11 protein-coding genes and 1 pseudogene are annotated in these 17,942 nt (G+C 64.4%); 5 read left to right on the top strand and 7 right to left on the bottom strand.

Features of this window, described 5'->3' with window-relative positions; translation table 11 throughout:
* Positions 1 to 6: 6 nt before the first annotated feature.
* Positions 7 to 936, bottom strand: a complete 930-nt coding sequence (gene cpaB, locus NTD82_RS22015; RefSeq protein ID WP_262130218.1) for a Flp pilus assembly protein CpaB — start codon at positions 934 to 936, stop codon at positions 7 to 9.
* A gap of 322 nt (positions 937 to 1,258) precedes the next feature.
* On the opposite strand from cpaB, the gene NTD82_RS22010 reads away from it, so the two are divergent.
* Positions 1,259 to 1,447, top strand: coding sequence for a Flp family type IVb pilin (locus NTD82_RS22010; RefSeq protein WP_262130217.1), 189 nt, complete (start codon positions 1,259 to 1,261; stop codon positions 1,445 to 1,447).
* Between the two features lie 66 nt (positions 1,448 to 1,513).
* The gene (locus NTD82_RS22005; protein WP_262130216.1) at positions 1,514 to 1,933 is read left to right on the top strand and encodes a response regulator; all 420 of its coding nucleotides are present in this window, start codon (positions 1,514 to 1,516) and stop codon (positions 1,931 to 1,933) included.
* A gap of 60 nt (positions 1,934 to 1,993) precedes the next feature.
* Here NTD82_RS22005 and NTD82_RS22000 read toward each other — a convergent pair whose 3' ends face one another.
* From NTD82_RS22000 to NTD82_RS29470, 3 genes and pseudogenes are all read right to left on the bottom strand, one after another.
* Positions 1,994 to 3,664, bottom strand: a complete 1,671-nt coding sequence (locus tag NTD82_RS22000; RefSeq protein WP_262130215.1) for a ShlB/FhaC/HecB family hemolysin secretion/activation protein — start codon at positions 3,662 to 3,664, stop codon at positions 1,994 to 1,996.
* A 106-nt stretch (positions 3,665 to 3,770) separates the two neighbouring features.
* Entirely contained in the window at positions 3,771 to 4,931 is a 1,161-nt protein-coding gene (locus NTD82_RS29475) for a collagen-like triple helix repeat-containing protein (protein WP_410017078.1), read from the bottom strand.
* 27 nt (positions 4,932 to 4,958) lie between these two features.
* A pseudogene (locus tag NTD82_RS29470) lies at positions 4,959 to 5,666 on the bottom strand (hypothetical protein); the annotation flags it as partial.
* A gap of 417 nt (positions 5,667 to 6,083) precedes the next feature.
* On the opposite strand from NTD82_RS29470, the gene NTD82_RS21990 reads away from it, so the two are divergent.
* Complete coding sequence (locus tag NTD82_RS21990) at positions 6,084 to 6,533, top strand: DMT family transporter (protein WP_095156050.1); 450 nt, start codon at positions 6,084 to 6,086, stop codon at positions 6,531 to 6,533.
* On the opposite strand, the gene pbpC is transcribed toward NTD82_RS21990, so the two are convergent.
* Positions 6,527 to 8,881: a peptidoglycan glycosyltransferase PbpC gene (pbpC, locus tag NTD82_RS21985; RefSeq protein ID WP_262130214.1), complete on the bottom strand. Its 2,355-nt coding sequence runs from the start codon at positions 8,879 to 8,881 to the stop codon at positions 6,527 to 6,529. The two genes, NTD82_RS21990 and pbpC, sit on opposite strands and share 7 nt — an antisense overlap.
* Positions 8,882 to 8,973: 92 nt before the next feature.
* Between pbpC and NTD82_RS21980 the strand changes: the two genes are divergently transcribed.
* Positions 8,974 to 9,267 carry a hypothetical protein gene (locus NTD82_RS21980; RefSeq protein ID WP_262130213.1) on the top strand — a complete coding sequence of 98 codons (294 nt, stop codon included), beginning with the start codon at positions 8,974 to 8,976 and terminating at the stop codon, positions 9,265 to 9,267.
* Positions 9,268 to 9,301: 34 nt separating this feature from the next.
* Here the strand turns inward: NTD82_RS21980 and NTD82_RS21975 are convergent, their stop codons facing one another.
* The gene (locus NTD82_RS21975; protein ID WP_262130212.1) at positions 9,302 to 14,197 is read right to left on the bottom strand and encodes an alpha-2-macroglobulin family protein; all 4,896 of its coding nucleotides are present in this window, start codon (positions 14,195 to 14,197) and stop codon (positions 9,302 to 9,304) included.
* 212 nt (positions 14,198 to 14,409) lie between these two features.
* On the opposite strand from NTD82_RS21975, the gene NTD82_RS21970 reads away from it, so the two are divergent.
* Positions 14,410 to 15,750 (top strand): MATE family efflux transporter, encoded by a 1,341-nt coding sequence (locus NTD82_RS21970; protein ID WP_262130211.1) that lies wholly within the window; start codon positions 14,410 to 14,412, stop codon positions 15,748 to 15,750.
* A gap of 130 nt (positions 15,751 to 15,880) precedes the next feature.
* Here the strand turns inward: NTD82_RS21970 and speA are convergent, their stop codons facing one another.
* The gene (speA, locus tag NTD82_RS21965; RefSeq protein ID WP_262130210.1) at positions 15,881 to 17,794 is read right to left on the bottom strand and encodes an arginine decarboxylase; all 1,914 of its coding nucleotides are present in this window, start codon (positions 17,792 to 17,794) and stop codon (positions 15,881 to 15,883) included.
* Positions 17,795 to 17,942 lie beyond the last annotated feature (148 nt).

The raw sequence follows: 17,942 nt of genomic DNA, 5'->3' as shown, positions 1-17,942 counted from the left end.
CTGGGTTCAGTGGGATTGTTCGGAAGACTGCGTGCCGCGAATGATTTCCATGGCCCGTGGTGGCGCCGGACTACCACGGACAGGCGCCGGGGCCTGGACCATGGCCAGTTGGCTGAAGCGATAGAGTTCGCGATTGGCATTGGCCAGGGTGCTGTCCGTGGCTTTCGGGTCGGCCCAGTAGCGGGCCAGGCGTTTTTCTTCAGCGCTGCGCACGGCCAGGCGCAGGCTGCCGGCCTGGGCGGCAAGCACCAGCCGGCTCGCCAGCCCTTCGGGCACCGCGACCACCACGGTACGCGGGGCATCGCGGCGTTTCTGCTCGCGGACCTTGGGATCGACTTCCACCGGCTCGGCCGGCTTGCCATCACTGGCCAGGCCCATTTGCTGGCCGACACTGAGCAGGCGCAAGGCGGGTATCACCACCTGGGCACTGGCCAGGGGGTTGTCGGTTTCATCCTTCAGGTAAAGCAGCACATCGACATAGTCGCCGGGACGAATCTGCCCGGCAGCGCCACTGACCTCATCCACCGCCAGGGTCAGGGCGCGCTCGCCCGGCTGGATCATCCGCGCCAGCGGGCCGCCGGCCTCGAAGCTGCTTTCTTCCAGCCAGGTGCCGGCCGGCAGCTCGCGCCACGGCGTGCGCCCGGCGACCTGCTCGACAGTCTGGAAACTCCCGGCCGGCGCCACCAGCAGGCGCTCCACGGCGAGATCATCGGTACTCAATGGCGTATTGGCGGCAACATCCCGACGCAGCACCACGACCGGTTTGCGCAATTCATCCTGGACGTTGTTGACGGCTTGCGTCACCGGCTGGGTCGCCGGTGTGGGAGATGGCGTTTCTTTCGCGGGCTTCTTGCCAAGGGTCAGCCCCCAATAACCGGCGACGATGGCCCCCAGCAAAAACAGTCCGGCGAGTATCAACGTGATGCGACTGCTCATGTCCGGCCCCTCCCTGCCCTGCGCCCCATCAGCCCGGTACTTCGTGTTAACGGGCTCACAAATACTCAATTGGAAGTAACTATTTCGCTATTTGACGGTAGCGCAGGTAGGACAAAACGCCATTACACCGTCAGATTATTTTCGGTGGCATTTCTGTCACCCCCGTAAAACAACAGCTTATTGGCGGCAGTTTTCCATTATTACTTTGGCATTAATGCTTTCTTACATTTGCTGAAGGGTTAACTCTTGGCGATGCTCAGGTGGCAAAGGGGAATCACCAAAGCCCCGCGTTACCAGCGCTTCCAGCGCAAGGAGCAACATCATGCGTCTTTCCAAAATCATCCAGTCGATCCGGGGCTTCTTTCAGCGTACCGACGGCGCGTCGGGTATCGAATATGCGCTGGTCGCCGCCATGGTGGCCGTTGCGCTGGTGGCATTTGTGCCAACCATTTCCGAAGGTGTGACCACCATCTTCACGTCGATCGAGGGCGCTCTGCCCGCCGCCGATTAACCGTGCGCCGGCATAGCCGTGAAGCGATGACCAACCAGCCCACGTAACCCGTGACAGGACCACGCCATGCCAGCTTCCCACCCACGTGAACAGTTGCTGTTAGTGGATGATGAAGAGGAAGCGTTGAACGAACTGGCTGAACTGCTGGACGGCGAAGGCTTTCGTTGCCATGTGGCGACATCGGTGAAGCTCGCCCTCCAGCAGTTGACCCGGCACCCGGATATCGCCCTGGTCATCACCGACCTGAACATGCCGGAAGAATCCGGCATCTCCTTGATCAAACGCCTGCGCGACCACACGGCCCGCGAGTATCTGCCGGTGATCGTCTGCAGTGGACAGATCGACCCCGTTGTCGCCGACGAACTGGAACGCTTGCAGGTACAGGGGGTCTTTCGCAAACCGATCTATCACACCCGCTTGCTGGATACGCTGAGCAGCCTGTTTCCGCTGGAGAGCATGCACGACAGACTGCACGCTGTTCCCTAGCGCATACGTAAAAGCCCCGGGGTTGCTTTGCAGCCCCGGGGCTTTTCCATTACGGCTCACTCACAACTGATAACTGAAGCTCACGGTGAACCGCGGCCGGCGGTTGAAACTGTCCAGCGCCATGTCCGACATCGGCTTGGCTGCTTCCAGCGAGATGTTGTAATAGCGCGCATCGCCAAAGCGCAGGCCGAGGGCCAGAGATGACATTCGCGAGTCCTGCACCTGCAGTTCGTTGAACCAGGTCCGCGCCGCATCCAGCACCACATAAGGCTGCAGCATCTTCACCCACTCGCCCTCGCGCTTGAAGCTGTAGTTGACCTCATAGGCCGCGCCCCAGCCCTTGTCGCCTGACGCCTGGTCCACGGGGTAACCGCGCCCGAAGTTCTGCCCACCGAACACCGCCCGCTCGCTGTCGGGCAGGCTGTCGTCGGTCCAGTACAACGCGGCGGAAGCCACGCCCTGCCAGTTGTCGAAGAAGCGGTCGCTCTGTACGCCGGACAGGCGCAGGCGGAAGAAATCCAGGTCGTAGCCCGCGTTGGTATTGGCGCCGAAATGATCGAGGCCCTGATAGACGCCCGCACTGATGATCCGTAGCTGCTTTTCAGTCGCCTTGCGCCAATCGCCTTCGAAGGCCAGGGCGCGGATGTCGGTGTTGGTGCTGACTTTCAGCGGGAAGCCGATCACGCGGTAATCGGTGGTGTCGTCTACGGCGTAGAAGCGTGCTGACAGGCTCAGCCACTCGTTGGGCGAGGCGATCAGCGGATGGGTCAGGCCGATGGAGTAGCGGTCGTTTTCGCGGTGCTGCTTGAGGTTGATGTTATCCGTCAGCCGCACCACCGCGCTGGGGTCGCTGCGGTAGCGGGATGCCGACAGGATCAGTTGGGTGCCTTCGCTGTCCAGGGACTGCGAATAGTCGGCGCGGAAGTAGTGTTCCTTGTCCTCGCCGGGAGGAAACAGGGCGCTGATACTCAATTGCTCGGCTACCGCGGTATGCGCGTTGCTGTTGGCGCCGAACAGGGCCTGGATATCGTCGCGACTACCGTCGGTGAGGTTCATCGTGGTGGTGAACGGCTTGCGGGAAGCCTGCACCATCAGCTTGCTCGCCCCGTCGGTGGTGCCGGGTGGAGGCACACTGGCCTGCAAGGTGATCCCGGGCACGCGGCTCATCAGCGAGGTGTAGCGTTCGAATGCCTTGCGCGTCAGCGGTCGTACGGCCTTGAGCTTGGTCACCAGTTTGTCCAGGTAGCCCGAGACACGACCAACATCGCCCTGCAGTTCGTAATCACTGATATAGCCTTCGACCAGCACGACCCGCAGCCGGCCTTCGGCGAAATCCTGTACGGGGAGAAACGCGTAGGACAACAGGTAGCCGTCCTGCTGGTACCGCTGGGTGAGACGCCGGGTTGCCTCGATCAGCTCGCCGACCGTCACCTCGCGATCGAGCAGCCCTTGGTAGTTCTCACGCAATTCACTCAGCGGGTAAACCGTCCCGCCTTCGATGCGAATCTTGTGGATCAGCACCTTGGTATTCATCATCAGCGGCTGGGGTTGAGCGGTTGCCGGACTCGGCACTTGCAGCTTGGGAGTTGTCGGCCTGAAAGCATCAGCCGGCAAGTTGGGCGCCGGCAGGTTGCGTTCGGTTTCGTTGCTGTTCAGATAGCTTGGGAGCGGCTCGGCCTGAAGCACACTGACCCAGGACAAACCCACTAACGCGACTGCCATCGATCGCATAGGACACTCCATGATCCTGAAAAGTACGAGGGAACCAAGGCGGTTCCCTCGTCAGACTCAAGCGTAGGTGTTGCCCGTAAGATCGTCTAACAACAGTGATGGCTTTTTATTTTTTGAGGCCCCCGGTCAGGCCGTTGAGCAGGCCGCCAACGCCGCCGGTAGCTCCGGCACCGGCCCCCACGGAACCACCGACACTGGCCCCGACGGTGCCATTCAAGGTTCCTGTCACGGTACTGACCACGGTACCCAGCCCTGCACCGGCACCGCCCGTTCCGCCAGTCGCGCCGCCCAAGGTATTGGTTACTGTGTTGACCACGCCACTAAGCCCTGCGCCTGCACCACCCGTTCCGCCAGTCGCACCGCTCAAGGTATTGGTTACCGTGTTGACCACGCCACCAAGCCCTGCGCCTGCACCACCCGTTCCGCCAGTCGCACCGCTCAAGGTATTGGTTACCGTGTTGACCACGCCACTGAGCCCTGCGCCGACACCACCACCGCTGGCTTGGCCGTTGACCAGGCCGCCCGTTTGGGTAACCGTTGCCCCGACTGCATTAAGCGTTGCGCCAACCTGATCCACTACCGGGTTGTTAGTAGCATTGGCCAGTTGGGTCCCAAGCCCGCTGACTGCACCGCCGACCTGACCGACCAGACCGCTCACCGGAGCGCCCAGGCCAGTAGCAGCCCCGACCTGCTGGGTCACGCCAGCGACAGTGTTGACGACCGGCGTAACCGCCGAGCTCACCGAGCTGGTCAGTGCCGCAGCCGGTGCGGCCGCGCCGCTGCTGGCGACACCGTTACCGCCAAGCAGCGTTCCCAGCGAAGCCACCGTGCCGCCAACACCGGTCGTGGCATTGCCGCCAGCGCTCACCACACCATTATTGCTGCCTGCATCGAGGCCGGTTCCGACACCTGCAACGACGCCGCCCACGGTTTCCAGCAAGCCCGTCGAACCACCCGCCTTGCCGTCGCCAACCAGGCCACCGGCGGTAGAGGTGCCACCACCGACATTACTCAGCAAGCCACCCACCGCAGTAGTAAGGGGGTTACCGTTGCCGGCGGCGGTGACGCTGTCGCCTACCTTGTCGACCAGGCCACCGACTTTCTGTACCACACCATCAACCGGGCTGCCCAGCCCGGTCACCTTGCCCAGGTTGCCGGTGGTGTTCTCCACCAACGACACGACTTGCACAGCGGTGTTGCTGAGTTGCTGGTTGAGACTGCCGAGCGGGCCAGTCGTGCTCTGAGTGTCGAGAGTGTTGCCCAGCATGGTGACCGCTTGGCCAACCTGGCCGACCAGGCCACCAACCACAGGTACCTGCTCGATGACATTGCTACCGGCGAGTGCCTGTACTCCACTGCCAAGGTTCGCGACACCAGCGCCGACCCCGGAAAGGGTCTTGCCAACGGCATTACCGCCAGTGCCCAGTTCGCCGAGGCCGTTGCTCACCCCAGTACCGATACTGGTGACTGCTTGACCCGCGGAGTTCACCAGGCCACCGGCATTGACGTTGCCCAGCACCGGCAACGCGTTGACAGTCGTACCAAGGCTGCTGACAGCCGTTCCAACCCCGGAGACCCCGGTGCCGACCTGATCCAGAACCTGGCCGGTAATGAGAGGTGTGGTGGTGTTGCCACCACCGCCGGCGTTACCGCCACCGGTGCCGCCACCGCCAGTGCCACCGCCGCCCGTACCGCCACCGCCGGTGCCGCCTCCGCCGGTTCCACCATCACCACCGCCCGTACCGCCGCCACCGGTTCCGCCACCGCCGGTTCCACCATCACCACCGCCCGTGCCGCCACCGCCGGTTCCACCATCACCGCCGCCCGTGCCGCCACCGGTTCCGCCATCGCCTCCGCCGGCAGCACCGCCGCCGTCAGTTTGCGAAGAACCGTCCACTGAGCTGTGATGGCCACCGCCACCACTGCTGCAACCCGCCGATGCGGTTACAGCCAGAACCAATGCCAGTGCTGTGCTTGCCTTAATCCACGCTTGAGTATTCATGATGGCGACTCCATAGCTTTCGCTGCCGCTGCTTGGTGTTTACGGACGGTCCCAGAGCGGAACCTCCACTTCCGTAACGCCATATCAGCCCCCCAAGCGAGGAGTCACAATTCTGAACTTGGTATTAACCGTTTATATACGCCGGCGATGGCCAAAAAAGTTCTTTTAGTTCAATGGCTTGAAAACCTCTTTCAGCCCAGGTGATAGCACTTCGACTTTCGCGCTATATCCATTTGACGGGTAGCTGGCGCCAATTTCTGGTGCCTGGCACACGCATTGGCAGCCCGGCGGCGATGCATGAAAAGCGATTCGGGAAACCCCGTTGACTACAGTAGACTCCGCGCCCCCTTGCGGGTTTTCACTTGACCGGGAGCTTGTCCGGCGAGTTTCGTAGCACTTTTTCCCTGGAGATTTTCCATGCCTGCCCCTGTCTGGTGGCTGCTTTGCCTGCCCTTTATCGCCGGTGCTTTCCTGCCCTTGCAGGCCGGTATCAACGGCCAGTTGGCCAAACAGGTGTCCAGCGTGCTGGCCGCCGCCCTTATTTCATTTGCGGTGGGCACCGTCGCCCTGCTGGCGCTGGTTCTGAGCCAGCGTGAGATGCCCGGCCTCACCGCCCTGAAAGGCCTGACCTGGTGGCACTGGAGCGGCGGGCTGCTGGGGGCGTTCTTCATCACCACCGCCGCCTTCGCCGGCCCGCGCATCGGCGCCATGCTGTTCATGGCGCTGGTGCTGGCCGGGCAACTGGCGATGGCCATGGCCCTCGACCATTTCGGCTGGGCGGGCTTTCGTGAAGCGCCGGCCAGCCTCGGCAAGATCGCCGGGCTGGTGTTGATCCTCGGCGGGGTGTGGATGATTCGCCGCTACTGAGTGACCTGGAAAGTCAGCCGCGCGGTCTGGCCGCTGGCATCGAGCACGCTCAGTTCGTACTGGCCCGCCTCGTCGAGGTTGGCCTTCAACAGGCTCTGGCCGGCGGTTTCACCCAGCGGCGCACCGTTGAGGAACCACCAGCGCTGACCATCGCCACCCAGCGCGGACACATCCACATGCAGTGTCTCGCGACTGGTGGCCGGACGCCGCAGCTGGTCGCCCTGGCGCACGCCGACGATGGACAGCGGCGGTGCCGTTGCTGGCACCTGTGGCGGGCAAGCGGAATCGGTCGCCGGTAGCCGCGCATCGCGCCGCTCCACGCGCGACAGCCACGGTTCCAACGGCGCGGGCCAGAGCGCGATATCCCGCGACTGCGCGCCGGGGCACGCCGCATCGACCCGCAAACCCCGATCATTGACCCAGACCCGCTCCAGCAACCCGACACTCAGTGGCTGGTCCTGCGCCATCAGTGTCGGCGGGGTGGTGCCGTCCAGCGTCCAGGCAAACCGCTGGCGTCGACAATTGGGATCGCTGCGCGTCAGCGGCTGGCCCAGCGGCCAGCAGATCGCTGCCACCCCGACATTGGCCGGCACTGCCGGCACAGGGGCGGCAATGCCACGCTGGCTGTCGCGGTTGCTCAACACATCGTGCACTTGCAGCATCAACGGCGCGGCCGAGGCCAGGCCAAACTGCCCCGGCACCGGCGTGCCGTCAGGACGACCGATCCAGACGCCAATCAGGTAACGCGGCCCGACCCCGATCGACCAGGCATCGCGAAAGCCGTAGCTGGTGCCGGTCTTCCAGGCCAGCGTCGGACGCTGCACCAGTTCGGCATGCGGATCACGGTCAGGGCGGGCCTGACCGCTGAGAATACGCCGCACGATCCACGCCGCGCCCGGCGACAGCAGGCGCCGCTCCAGTAGCGGCGCATCCGGTTGCAGACGCAGGCTGGCGCTCATGCCGTCGCGGGCGAAGGCGCTGTAGCCAGCGACCAGATCTTCCAGACGGCTGCCACCCCCACCAAGGATCAGCGACAGGTTCGGCTCGGCCAACGCCGGCAGCGCCAGCGGAACACCTGCGGCGCGCAGTTGCGCGGCGAAGCGCTTCGGCCCGTAGGCTTCCAGCAATTGCACCGCCGGCAGGTTGAGCGATAGCGACAACGCCGAGCTAGCCGCCACCGGACCACTGAAGCCCATGGAGAAATTGCCGGGGCGATAGTCGCCATAACGCCGCGGCACATCCTGCAACAGCGATTCGGAGTGGATCAGGCCGTCGTCCATGGCCATGCCGTAGAGAAACGGTTTGAGGGTCGAGCCCGGCGAGCGCCAGGCGCTGATCATGTCGACGTGACCAAAACGACGCTCGTCATTGAGGTCCACCGAACCGAGGTAAGCGCGGACCGCCATGGTCTGCGACTCGACCACCAGGATCGCCGCCGAAGTCCGCTCGGGAAGCCGCGCACGCCAGCCGATCAGCAGGTCTTCCAGGCGCCGTTGCAACACGGCATCGAGGGTGGTGCGAATCAGCGGCGGGCTGTCTGCACGGTTCAGGCGTCGCGCCAACAAGGGTGCCAGTGCCGGCTCCTGGCGCGGGGCGAGCAGCAGTGGTTCCTCCATGGCTTCGTGGATCTGCTGGCTCGGCCACACCTGATATTCATCGAGACGCTGCAGCACCTTGTCGCGGGCGGCGGTGGCGCGCTGCGGATGGCGATCCGGGCGCAGGCGGCTGGGCGCTTGCGGCAGTACCGCGAGCAGCGCCGCCTCGGCGGGCGTCAGGTGCAGCGGTGACTTGCCCAGGTACGCCCAACTTGCCGCCGCCACGCCTTGCAGGGTGCCGCCGAAGGGCGCGCGATTGAGATAAATCTCGAGGATCTCGCGCTTGGACAAATGCCACTCCAGTTGCAACGTGCGCCAGAGCTGGCGCAGCTTGCCGGGCAAGGTGCGCGAGTGTGGATCGAGCAGGCGCGCCACCTGCATCGACAAGGTGCTGCCGCCCGACAACACCCGGCCTCCACTGAGGTTTTGCCAGGCCGCACGCCCGAGTGCCAGCGGGTTGACCCCGGGATGGCGATAGAACCAACGGTCCTCATAGGTGAGCAGGGCCTGCAGGTACAACGGCGAGACTTCCTTGACACCGACCGGGTAACGCCAGACGCCTTCGGCATCGGCGAAGCGCCACAACGGCGTACCGTCCTCGGCCAGCACCACCCGGGCCAGATCATCCTCGGGCAGGGGCAACGGCCAGATCCGGTCGGCCAGCCACAGCAGCGCCACCAGCCCCAGTCCCGCCAGCAGCACCAGGGTTGCCAAGCGGGCCTTGCGACCACGCGGCAGGGCTACGCTGAACATCGGAAGCACTCCATCAGGGAACCGTAATGGCCTGGCGATAGCCAAAGGCTGGAAGGCAGCGTGAACGCTGTGACGATCATCAGGACACAACCATGCATGTAGAAGGTTTTTTCGAGTGGCTGGGACAAGCGATAGGCGCCGTCATCCACTTCGTGGTGGACGCCCTAAGCGGGCTGTTTGCGCTGCTGGCCAACGCCGGAACGAAATTCATCGACGGCCTGGCAAGCACCTTGGGCATGGACACGTCGCTCATCAGCATCCTGATTCTGATCATCGGGTTGCTGCTGTTGTATTCAGCGGTCAGGGCGTTCATGCGGGCATCGGTGATTGCCGGAATCATCTGGGCATTGTTGGGGTTGTGGGTGTTGAGTTGGGTAGTGCATTGAACAGTGGGGGCCGCGCTTGCGGCCCCCATTGATTTCAACGGCCCTTGATGACCATCTCTCCAGCGCCATCGCCCACAGCCTGCCAGTCCGGCCGGTACATCGACTCCACTTGCGGCGGCGGAATCCGGTAACTGCCCGGGGTTACCGCCCGCGCCAGATACAGCAGGTGGGTGGTGCCATAACCATCGAGGTTCAACGCCGCCACATAGCGGTCATCACGGAACTCCTGGTGAACCACGTTGGCGTTCTCCATCGCCTCACGCCATTGCTTGACCGCGCTGCTGGCGTTTTCCAGGCTGGCGGCGCTTTGCGCGAGGTTCTGGTTTTCCAGTTCCAGTCCCGCCGGCAGCAGATCCACCACCAGCGCATCCGGCACCCGGGCCTTGGCCTGAATCGCCAGGTGCACCAGCACCAGGTCGCCGCTTTCCAGCGAACGCAGATCCAGCGCCTGGCCATTCATGCCCAGGTACTCGCGACGGATACTCATGTTGTTGCCACTGGCTGCCGGTGCCTGACGCGGGTAACCAGATAAGGTCAGGCGCTGGTAAAGCGTCTGCTCGCCTTCGTTGTGCACGGTCAGCGGCGAAGCCAGTAACGCGCCCTCAAGGTGCAGGCCGGATTGCGTCGGGCTCAGCTCGCGGGTTTCGCCGGCGCTGTCCAGTTGTGCTTTCCACTGCCCTTCGGGGTGTTGCGCCAGACCACGACCGGCGAGGAACAGGGCGTTGCGCTCCTGGGTAGACAGCCACGGACTGGCGGCCAACTGATCGGAGAGCTGGAACAGGCGATCCGGAATCACCTTGCTGGCGAGCTTGTACTCGTCGAGCAAGGCGAGGATCAGCGCCTGGTCCCGCAACGGGCTGCCGTAGTCAGCCATCCACGCGTTGTCGCGGGTGACCGCCAGCCCGGCCTGCAAGGCCTGCTCGCCACGAGGCTTGTCGCCCATGGTGTCGAGGGCGATCGCCAGTTGCACCAGCGGCAGACCGGAACGGGCATCGGCGCGACGCTCGAACAGACTGCGCAGGGCGCCCAACGGCGCCTGCTGGCTGCGGGACAACACCAGCGCGGCGTAAGCCTGCACGGCAAAGCGGCTGTGCTCGGCGTTCTCGCTGTAGTTGACCTCGATCAGGTTGCGCTCCTGCACATATCGCAGCAGTCGCTCGCTGGCCTTCTTCATGGCCTCGGGCGGTACGGCGAAGCCCTGGTCACGGGCGCGCAGGAGGAAATCGGTGACATACGCAGTCAGCCAATACTCCTCGTCACCATCGGAACTCCACAGGCCGAAGCTGCCGTTGTAACGCTGCATGCCCAGCAAGTGTTCGATGCCCATCTCTATCTTGCGCTGGCGATCCGCGGCCGGCTCGCCGGTCAGGCCGAGGCGCTTGAGGGTGGCGGCATCGGCGTAGAGCGATGGGTACAAGCCGCTGGTGGTCTGCTCCAGGCAACCATAGGGATAGGCTTTCAACGCGCGGATCTGTTCGGCGAGGTTCAGCGGCGGCCGGCTCGACAACGCCAGGGTCGCTTCCAGTCCCGCCTGCTCGAACAGCGCCAGATCCTGCTCCGGCAAGCTCCATGGCTCGTCCTTGAGCGCCACGCGGTAGTGCTTGAGTTGCGCCGGATACGCCGGGCGCACACCGAGGGTCCAGTCACGGGAGAAGCCGGTGTCGGTCTCGCCCGGCAGCACCAGGCCATCGACGCGCACGGTGACGCGGCCCTGGCCGAAGCCGCCCTTGGCCTGCACCGGCACCTGCAGCGTGACGCGCTGGCCGGGCTTGAGCTTGAGCGTCTGATGGGACGAGCCCAGCAGGTCCAACTGGCCTTCGGTGGCGAGCGCCACCGCGAGGGTCTGCGGTTGTTCGGTGAGGTTGGACAGGTCCAGCGCCAGGCTGGTGCGGTCGCCACCGGCGAGGAAACGCGGCGCCGACAGTTCGGCGATCAGCGGCGCGGCAACCACGGTCTTGCCCTCGGCCACGCCGAAGCGGTCTTCGCTCCAGGCCTGAGCCATCAGGCGCAATTCACCGTTGAAGTCGGGAATCTCCACGGTCGCCTGACCTTTGCCCTGCGCGTCGAGGGTCACCGGCGCGCTTTGCAGGGCGACGATGGTCACGCTGGTGTCCGGACGCTTGCCGCCCTTGGCCATGCCGGCGTCACCACCGAAGGCGAGGCTGGCGAGACGGCCCTGGCCGGCTTCGATCAGTTGCCCGTAGATATCCAGTTGGTCAGCGCCGTAGGCCTTGCGGCCGAACATGCCGGTGAACGGATCAGGGGTGACGTAGCTGGTGATATTGAGAATGCCGACGTCCACTGCCGCCAGCAGCACCTGGACCTGCTTCGGCACGCTGCCATCGGCATTGCGCGCTTCGATGTTGACGGTCAGCGGGTGCTTGGGCCGCATCTTCGCGGGTGCGTCGAGGGTCAGCGCTAGCTTGCGCTGGGCACGATCCAGCGGCAGGTGCAGCACGCCCACGGCGCGCTTCGGTGTGACGTTGGCCTTGCGCTCGCCCGGACGGATCACCAGCGCGCTGACATAGAGGTCATGCCGCGCCCATTTCGGGTCGAGCTTCACCTCGAAGGCCTTGCCCTCGGCGGGGACGTCGATCTCCTGCCACCACAACGGGCCGTCATTGCCTTCCACCATCAGGTAGCCCTTGCCCGCAGCGGGCGGGGTGACCGTCACGGTGGCGGTGTCGCCATCGTTATAGGCCGGCTTGTCGAGGGCCAGACGCACTTGGTCAGGGCGCACCGCGCCGCCGTCGGCGTTGTCCTGGGCGCGGTAACCGGCCCAGAAGCGCAGGCTGCTGGTGATGCCGGTATCCGGGTCTTCCACTTCGACACGGTAAGGGCCCCACTCCACCGGGAAACTGAGCTTGGTGGTGCTGCCGGCGGGAACGTTGATGCTCTGTTCACTTTCGGTGAGCTGTTTCTCGTTGAAGTTGTAGCTCCAGCCGTCGCTCTGCGAGTAGTTCCAGTAATAGTCGCGGCGCTCACGCACCAGGCGCACGCGCAGGTTTTCTGCGGCGAGCTTGTTGCCGTCGCGGTCGGCCATCAGCAGTTCGATTTCCACCGGGGCATCGCCATCGGTTTCCTCGCCCTCGAACAAACCGCGCAGGCCCGGCAGACGTTCCGCTGGCCAGATCGGTTGTTCCAGGCGCCGGGTGATCGGCCGGCCACCGGACTCCTGCAAGCTGGCCTGCACCGTCAGTTGCAGCGGCGAGCGGGCTTCGGCCCATTCGCTGGCGATGCTGATCGTCGCCTCGCCATTGGCATCAAGGGTGCTTTCTTCCAGCTCCAGGTCGTGGCTCAACTCGCCTTCGGTGACCGAACCGAACTGGTAGCCGGGCAATGCCGGTACCGCCTCGCGCAGCGGCCGCACATAGACCTGGCCGCTGAGCCGGTTGCCCGCCGCCGGCGCGCCATACAGGTAGCGGCCGTTGACGCTGACTTCGGCGGTCTCGTCGGGGCTCAGCGGCGTATCGCTGCCCTTGAGTTCCAGCGCAAGGCGCTCGGGCAGGAAGTCTTCGACGAGGAATTCGTGAACCTGACGCTTGCCGCCGCCGAGGTCGAACAGCAATTGCCAACGCCCAGTCGGCGCTTCGCCGGCCAGTTGCAGTGGGTACTGATAGAAACCGTTGGCATCGGCTTCCCAGACGAACTTGCGACTGACCTGCTCGTCCGGCCGACGCACTTCCACGTTGATCGGCTGGGCGTTGACCGGCTTGCCGTCCTGGTCGCGCAGCAGGCCATTGAGCAGCACGGTTTCGCCGGGACGATAGAGGTCGCGCGGGCCGAAGACGAAGAACTGCAACGGGTTGGCCTGCGGGCCGGTGACGGTGAATTCGGAAAGATCCAGCGCGGCACTGTTCAAGCGCAAGAGCGTGGTGTGCTCGCCCTGGCGCGCCAGCAGCACGTCGGCCTTGGGTGGCAGCGGCAGTTGCGCGTGGCCACTGCTGTCGGTCTTGCCCTGGCCGAGCAGCTTGCCCTCGTTGTCGAGCAGGTCCAGCTCGACGCCACTCAGGGCCTTGCCACCCTCCAGCGCCTGGGTGAAGACATCGAGGCGATTGCTGTAGCGGTGCACCGACAGGCCGATGTCGCTGAGGGTGAACAGGGTCGCCGGCTGCGAATAGTTGTAGGTGCCGGAGGCACGCATCACCGCCAGGTAGACGCCGGCTTCCTGCAATGGCTTGATCCCGGCCATGGGCAGCAGCAGGGTTTCGCGGGTGTTGGCTGCCGGGTTCAGGTCGAAGCGACCGGCGTAGACCAGATCGGCCATGGGCAGCAGTTCATTGGCCTCGTAGCTCTGCAACGCGCTGTTGCGGCCCCACGAACCGAGGAAGGTCGGCAGGGACTCGGACTTGATGCGGAAGAATTCGACATCGACCTTGGCGACGTTCAGGGCGATCACCGGCAGGCCCTCGGCCAGGCGAGTCGGCAGCAGCGAACCGCGACTGGCGAAACCGATGCTCGGCTCCATGTCACGCGTCTCCAGGCGGCTGACATATTCACCGGCCAGGCGCTGGCCGTTGACGCTGAGCAGACCGGCATCGATGGTCAGCACCAGCTTGCGCTTTGGTTCCAGGTGGCGCAGGCGCAACTCCATGCGGTTGTTGGACAGCTCCCAGGCGCCATCCACCTTGCCCTTGACCGTGTCCACCAGGTGCAGGCGCTCGGCGAACGGCTGGTCGGCGTCCAGCGGCGCGGAGAATGTCACCGACAGCGCACTGGCGCCGTCGAGCTGCACCTCCGAGACGTCCACCACGTTCAGCTCACGGCCGGCGTAGCGCTGGGCCAGCGCGGCGACATCGACGGTGGTCGGCGTAGCCGCAGGAGCGGTTGCGGCGGCCTTCTCGGCGGGCGCGGGTTTATCGACGGATGACGAATCACAGGCGCTGAGCAGCGCCAGCGCGCAGGCCAGCCACAGTCCTTTGTTGAGCATGGGGATAACTCTTTGGCAGCAGGATCAGACGGGAAACTATATATCAAGGCTGGCGGCTTCACCGGCCAATGCCCGCGGGATGAGACAGGGTTCACCCGGCAAAGTGCGGCGAGGTGGGTAGAATGTGCCGATTCAGGCTGCTGCGCTGCCCTTCTGTAGGAGCGAACCTGCTCACAACGAGGACTGCGCCTCAGTCACATCAAGGACTTTTCATGCCCTCATTCTTCGCCGACTGGCGCCACCGCCCCACCCACCACAAGGTCTGGGCCCTGGCTGCGCCGATGATCCTGTCCAACATCTCGGTGCCACTGGTGGCCCTGGTCGACAGCACGGTGATTGGCCACCTGCCCCACGCCCACCAGCTCGGCTCCGTGGCGGTGGGCGCCAGCCTGTACACCCTGCTGGTGTCGGTGCTGGGTTTCCTGCGCATGGGCTCGACCGGTTTCGCCGCCCAGGCCGCCGGGCGATCCGACGGCGCGGCGCTGCGCCAGGTGCTGGTTCAGGGTCTGTTGCTGGCGCTGTTTTTCGCCCTGTTGCTCGGTCTGCTGGCCATCCCGTTGAGTCACCTCGCCGTGGGCCTGATGCAGCCCGGCGCGGAGCTGGAGCAAGGCACTCTGCAGTTTTTCCAGATCCGCCTGCTGGGCTTGCCGGCGGCGCTGGCCAGCTTCGCCCTGGTCGGATGGTTCCTCGGCACGCAGAACGCCCGCGCGCCGCTGATCATCCTGCTGACCACCAACCTGCTGAACATCGTTCTCAATCTGTGGTTCGTCCTCGGGCTGGACTGGGGCGTCGCCGGATCGGCGCGGGCCTCGGTGATCGCCGAATGGGCCGGGGCCTTGATCGGGCTGGCGCTGACCCGGCCCTCGTTACGCGCGTTTCCCGGTCACATCATCTGGCCGCTGCTCGCACGCTGGCAGAGCTGGCGCCCGATGCTCAGCGTCAACCGCGACATCTTTATCCGCAGCCTGGCGCTGCAAGGGGTGTTCTTCCTCATCACTGTGCAAGGCGCGCGCATGGGCGAAGCGACCGTAGCCGCCAACGCCCTGCTGCTCAATGGCCTGCTGCTGACCGCCTACGCACTGGACGGTCTGGCCCACGCCGTCGAAGCCCTGTGCGGCCACGCCATCGGCGCCCACGACCGTCCGGCGTTACGCCGTTCACTGGTGATCGCCGGTGGCTGGTCACTGATCGCCAGCGTGGGGTTTGCCGTGCTGTTCCTGCTCGGCGGGCACCTGTTTATCCAGATGCAGACCGACATTCCGAGCGTGCGTGAAACCGCGTTCGAATACCTGCCGTACCTGGCGCTGCTGCCGTTGATTGCCGTCTGGAGCTACCTGCTCGATGGCCTGTTCATCGGCGCTACCCGCGCTCGCGAGATGCGCGATGCCATGTTGCTCAGCGTCGTCATCGCCCTGCCCTTCGCCTGGTTCGCCAGCGACCTGGGGAATCATGGGTTGTGGTTGGCGTTTCTGTTGTTCATGGCCTTGCGCGGGGTGACGCTGGGGGCAATGGGGTGGTGGTTGCAGCGGCGGGACGGGTGGTTTGCGCAGTAGTCAGGCGTATGCCGGAAGACTTTTAGCACCCTCAAGATCGAGCGCAACAAAGCTGTTGGCAAGCACCTGACGCCCCAAAAAAAGGCCCGCCCCCGGAATCCCGAGGGCGGGCCGTTTCACACCAGCGATATTACGACGACAGGTACGAAGACCGCGTCAGCCCCAGCCGCAGTGCGTCGAGGAACTGGGTCCGCTCACGGGCACTGATGCGCGCACTGGCGACTTTGTCGCGGTAGTGGGTCATCAGTTCTTCCGGCGACAGGTGCACGTAGCGCAGCATGTCTTCGATGGTGTCGTGGGTTTCGATACCGGCGTGGTACACGCTGCCGTTCGGGTTCTGGTAGATGTTCACCGAGTCGGTGTCGCCGAACAGGTTGTGCATGTCGCCGAGGATTTCCTGGTAGGCGCCGACCAGGAAGATCCCCAGCAGGTAGTCCTCGCCCTCGTTGACCGAGTGCACCGGCAGGCTGGTCTCGATGCTCTGCTCGTCGACGTACTGGTTGATCTTGCCGTCGGAGTCGCAGGTCAGGTCCTGCAGCACCGCGCGGCGCAGCGGTTCTTCATCCAGGCGATGCAGCGGCAGGATCGGCAGGACCTGGCCGATGGCCCAGGTGTCCGGCAGGCTCTGGAATACCGAGAAGTTGCAGATGTATTTGTCGGCGAGCTTGTCGTTGAGTTCGTCGAGCACCTGGCGGTGCGAACGCTGACGCGCCTTGAGCGAGTTGTGCAGGCGCCGGCAGACGGCGAAGTAGCACTGCTCGGCCAGGGCTTTCTCGGCCAGGGTGATCTTGCCGTCGGCGTACTGCGCCGCCACGTCGCTCATGTAGTGGGTGGCGCGCCAGTAGGTCTCGGTGACCATCTCGATATCGGTCGGGCCAAGCAGGTCGACCAGCCATTGCACGGTTTCCGGCAGGCTTTCCTTGTTCTCGATTTCCGGCACGTCGTCGTTGTGACGCTCGACGTCGGTCACCTGCACCACCAGCACGGCGTGGTGCGCGGTCAGCGAGCGACCGCTTTCCGAGAAGATGTGCGGATGCGGCAGACCCTGGGCATCGCAGAATTCCTTGAGCATGCCGACCACGACACCGGCGTAGTCGTCCATGTCGTAGTTGATCGAGCTGGCATTGCGCGAGTGGGTACCGTCGTAGTCCACGCCCAGGCCGCCGCCGACGTCGATGTGATCGACCGGCAGGCCCAGCGCGCGCAGTTCGCCGTAGTAACGGATGGCTTCCTTGAAGCCGTGCTGGTAGTCCGCCAGGTTGGCGATCTGCGAGCCCATGTGGAAGTGCAGCAGGCGAATGCCCTGGTCGAGCCCGGCATCACGGAAGCGCTGGACCACGGAGATCAGTTGCGCCGCGGACAAGCCGAACTTGGATTTCTCGCCACCGGTGTCAGCCCATTTGCTCGACGCCAGCGAAGACAGGCGCACACGCAGGCCGACCTGCGGCTTGACCTTGAGCTCGGCGGCCTCTTCGATCACCAGGCCCACTTCCGACTCTTTCTCGATGACGATGAAGACGTTGTGGCCGAGCTTCTGGCCCATCAGCGCCAGGCGAATGAACTCGCGGTCCTTGTAGCCGTTGCAGACGATGGTACCGCCCTTCGGCGCCAGCGCCAGCACCGCCAGCAGCTCCGGCTTGGAGCCGGCTTCCAGGCCGATGGAAACATTCTGGGTGGCGATGATGTTCTCGATCACCGCCTCCTGCTGGTTGACCTTGATCGGGTACAGCGCGGTGTACTCGCTCTGGTATTCCAGGCGCGCGATGTTGGCGTCGAAGGCGCCAGTCAGTTGGCGAACGCGGTCTTGCAGGATATCGGGGAAGCGAACCAGCAGTGGCAGCGACAGGCCGCTCTTGCGCAGTTCGTCGACCTGTTCGAACAGGTCGATCGGCGCACTGCCCGGGCCATTGGGGCGAACTTCGACACGCCCCGCTTCATTGATCGCGAAATATCCCGCGCCCCAATGGCGAATCCCATAAACACTGCGGCTATCGGCCACGGTCCATTGGCTGCCATCGTCTTTGCGTGTGCGTCGTACGGACATCGAAGTCCCCTATTCAAGAAAGTCAGGTAACACCGGCCAAGCGGGATGGCGCAGTGTAAAAAATGAAAATGACGATTTTCCCTGTTCAGGCATAGACCCCTCACAAGGCAACGAGTTTAGACGCTGGACGAAAAGTCCCGGGGGCCTC

It is taken from the genome of Pseudomonas sp. 5P_5.1_Bac1 (assembly GCF_025466015.1).
In the GTDB taxonomy this organism is placed as follows: Bacteria; Pseudomonadota; Gammaproteobacteria; order Pseudomonadales; family Pseudomonadaceae; genus Aquipseudomonas.
The sequence above is the reverse complement of the archived record's forward strand: the minus strand, read 5'-3'. Positions and strand labels throughout refer to the sequence as shown.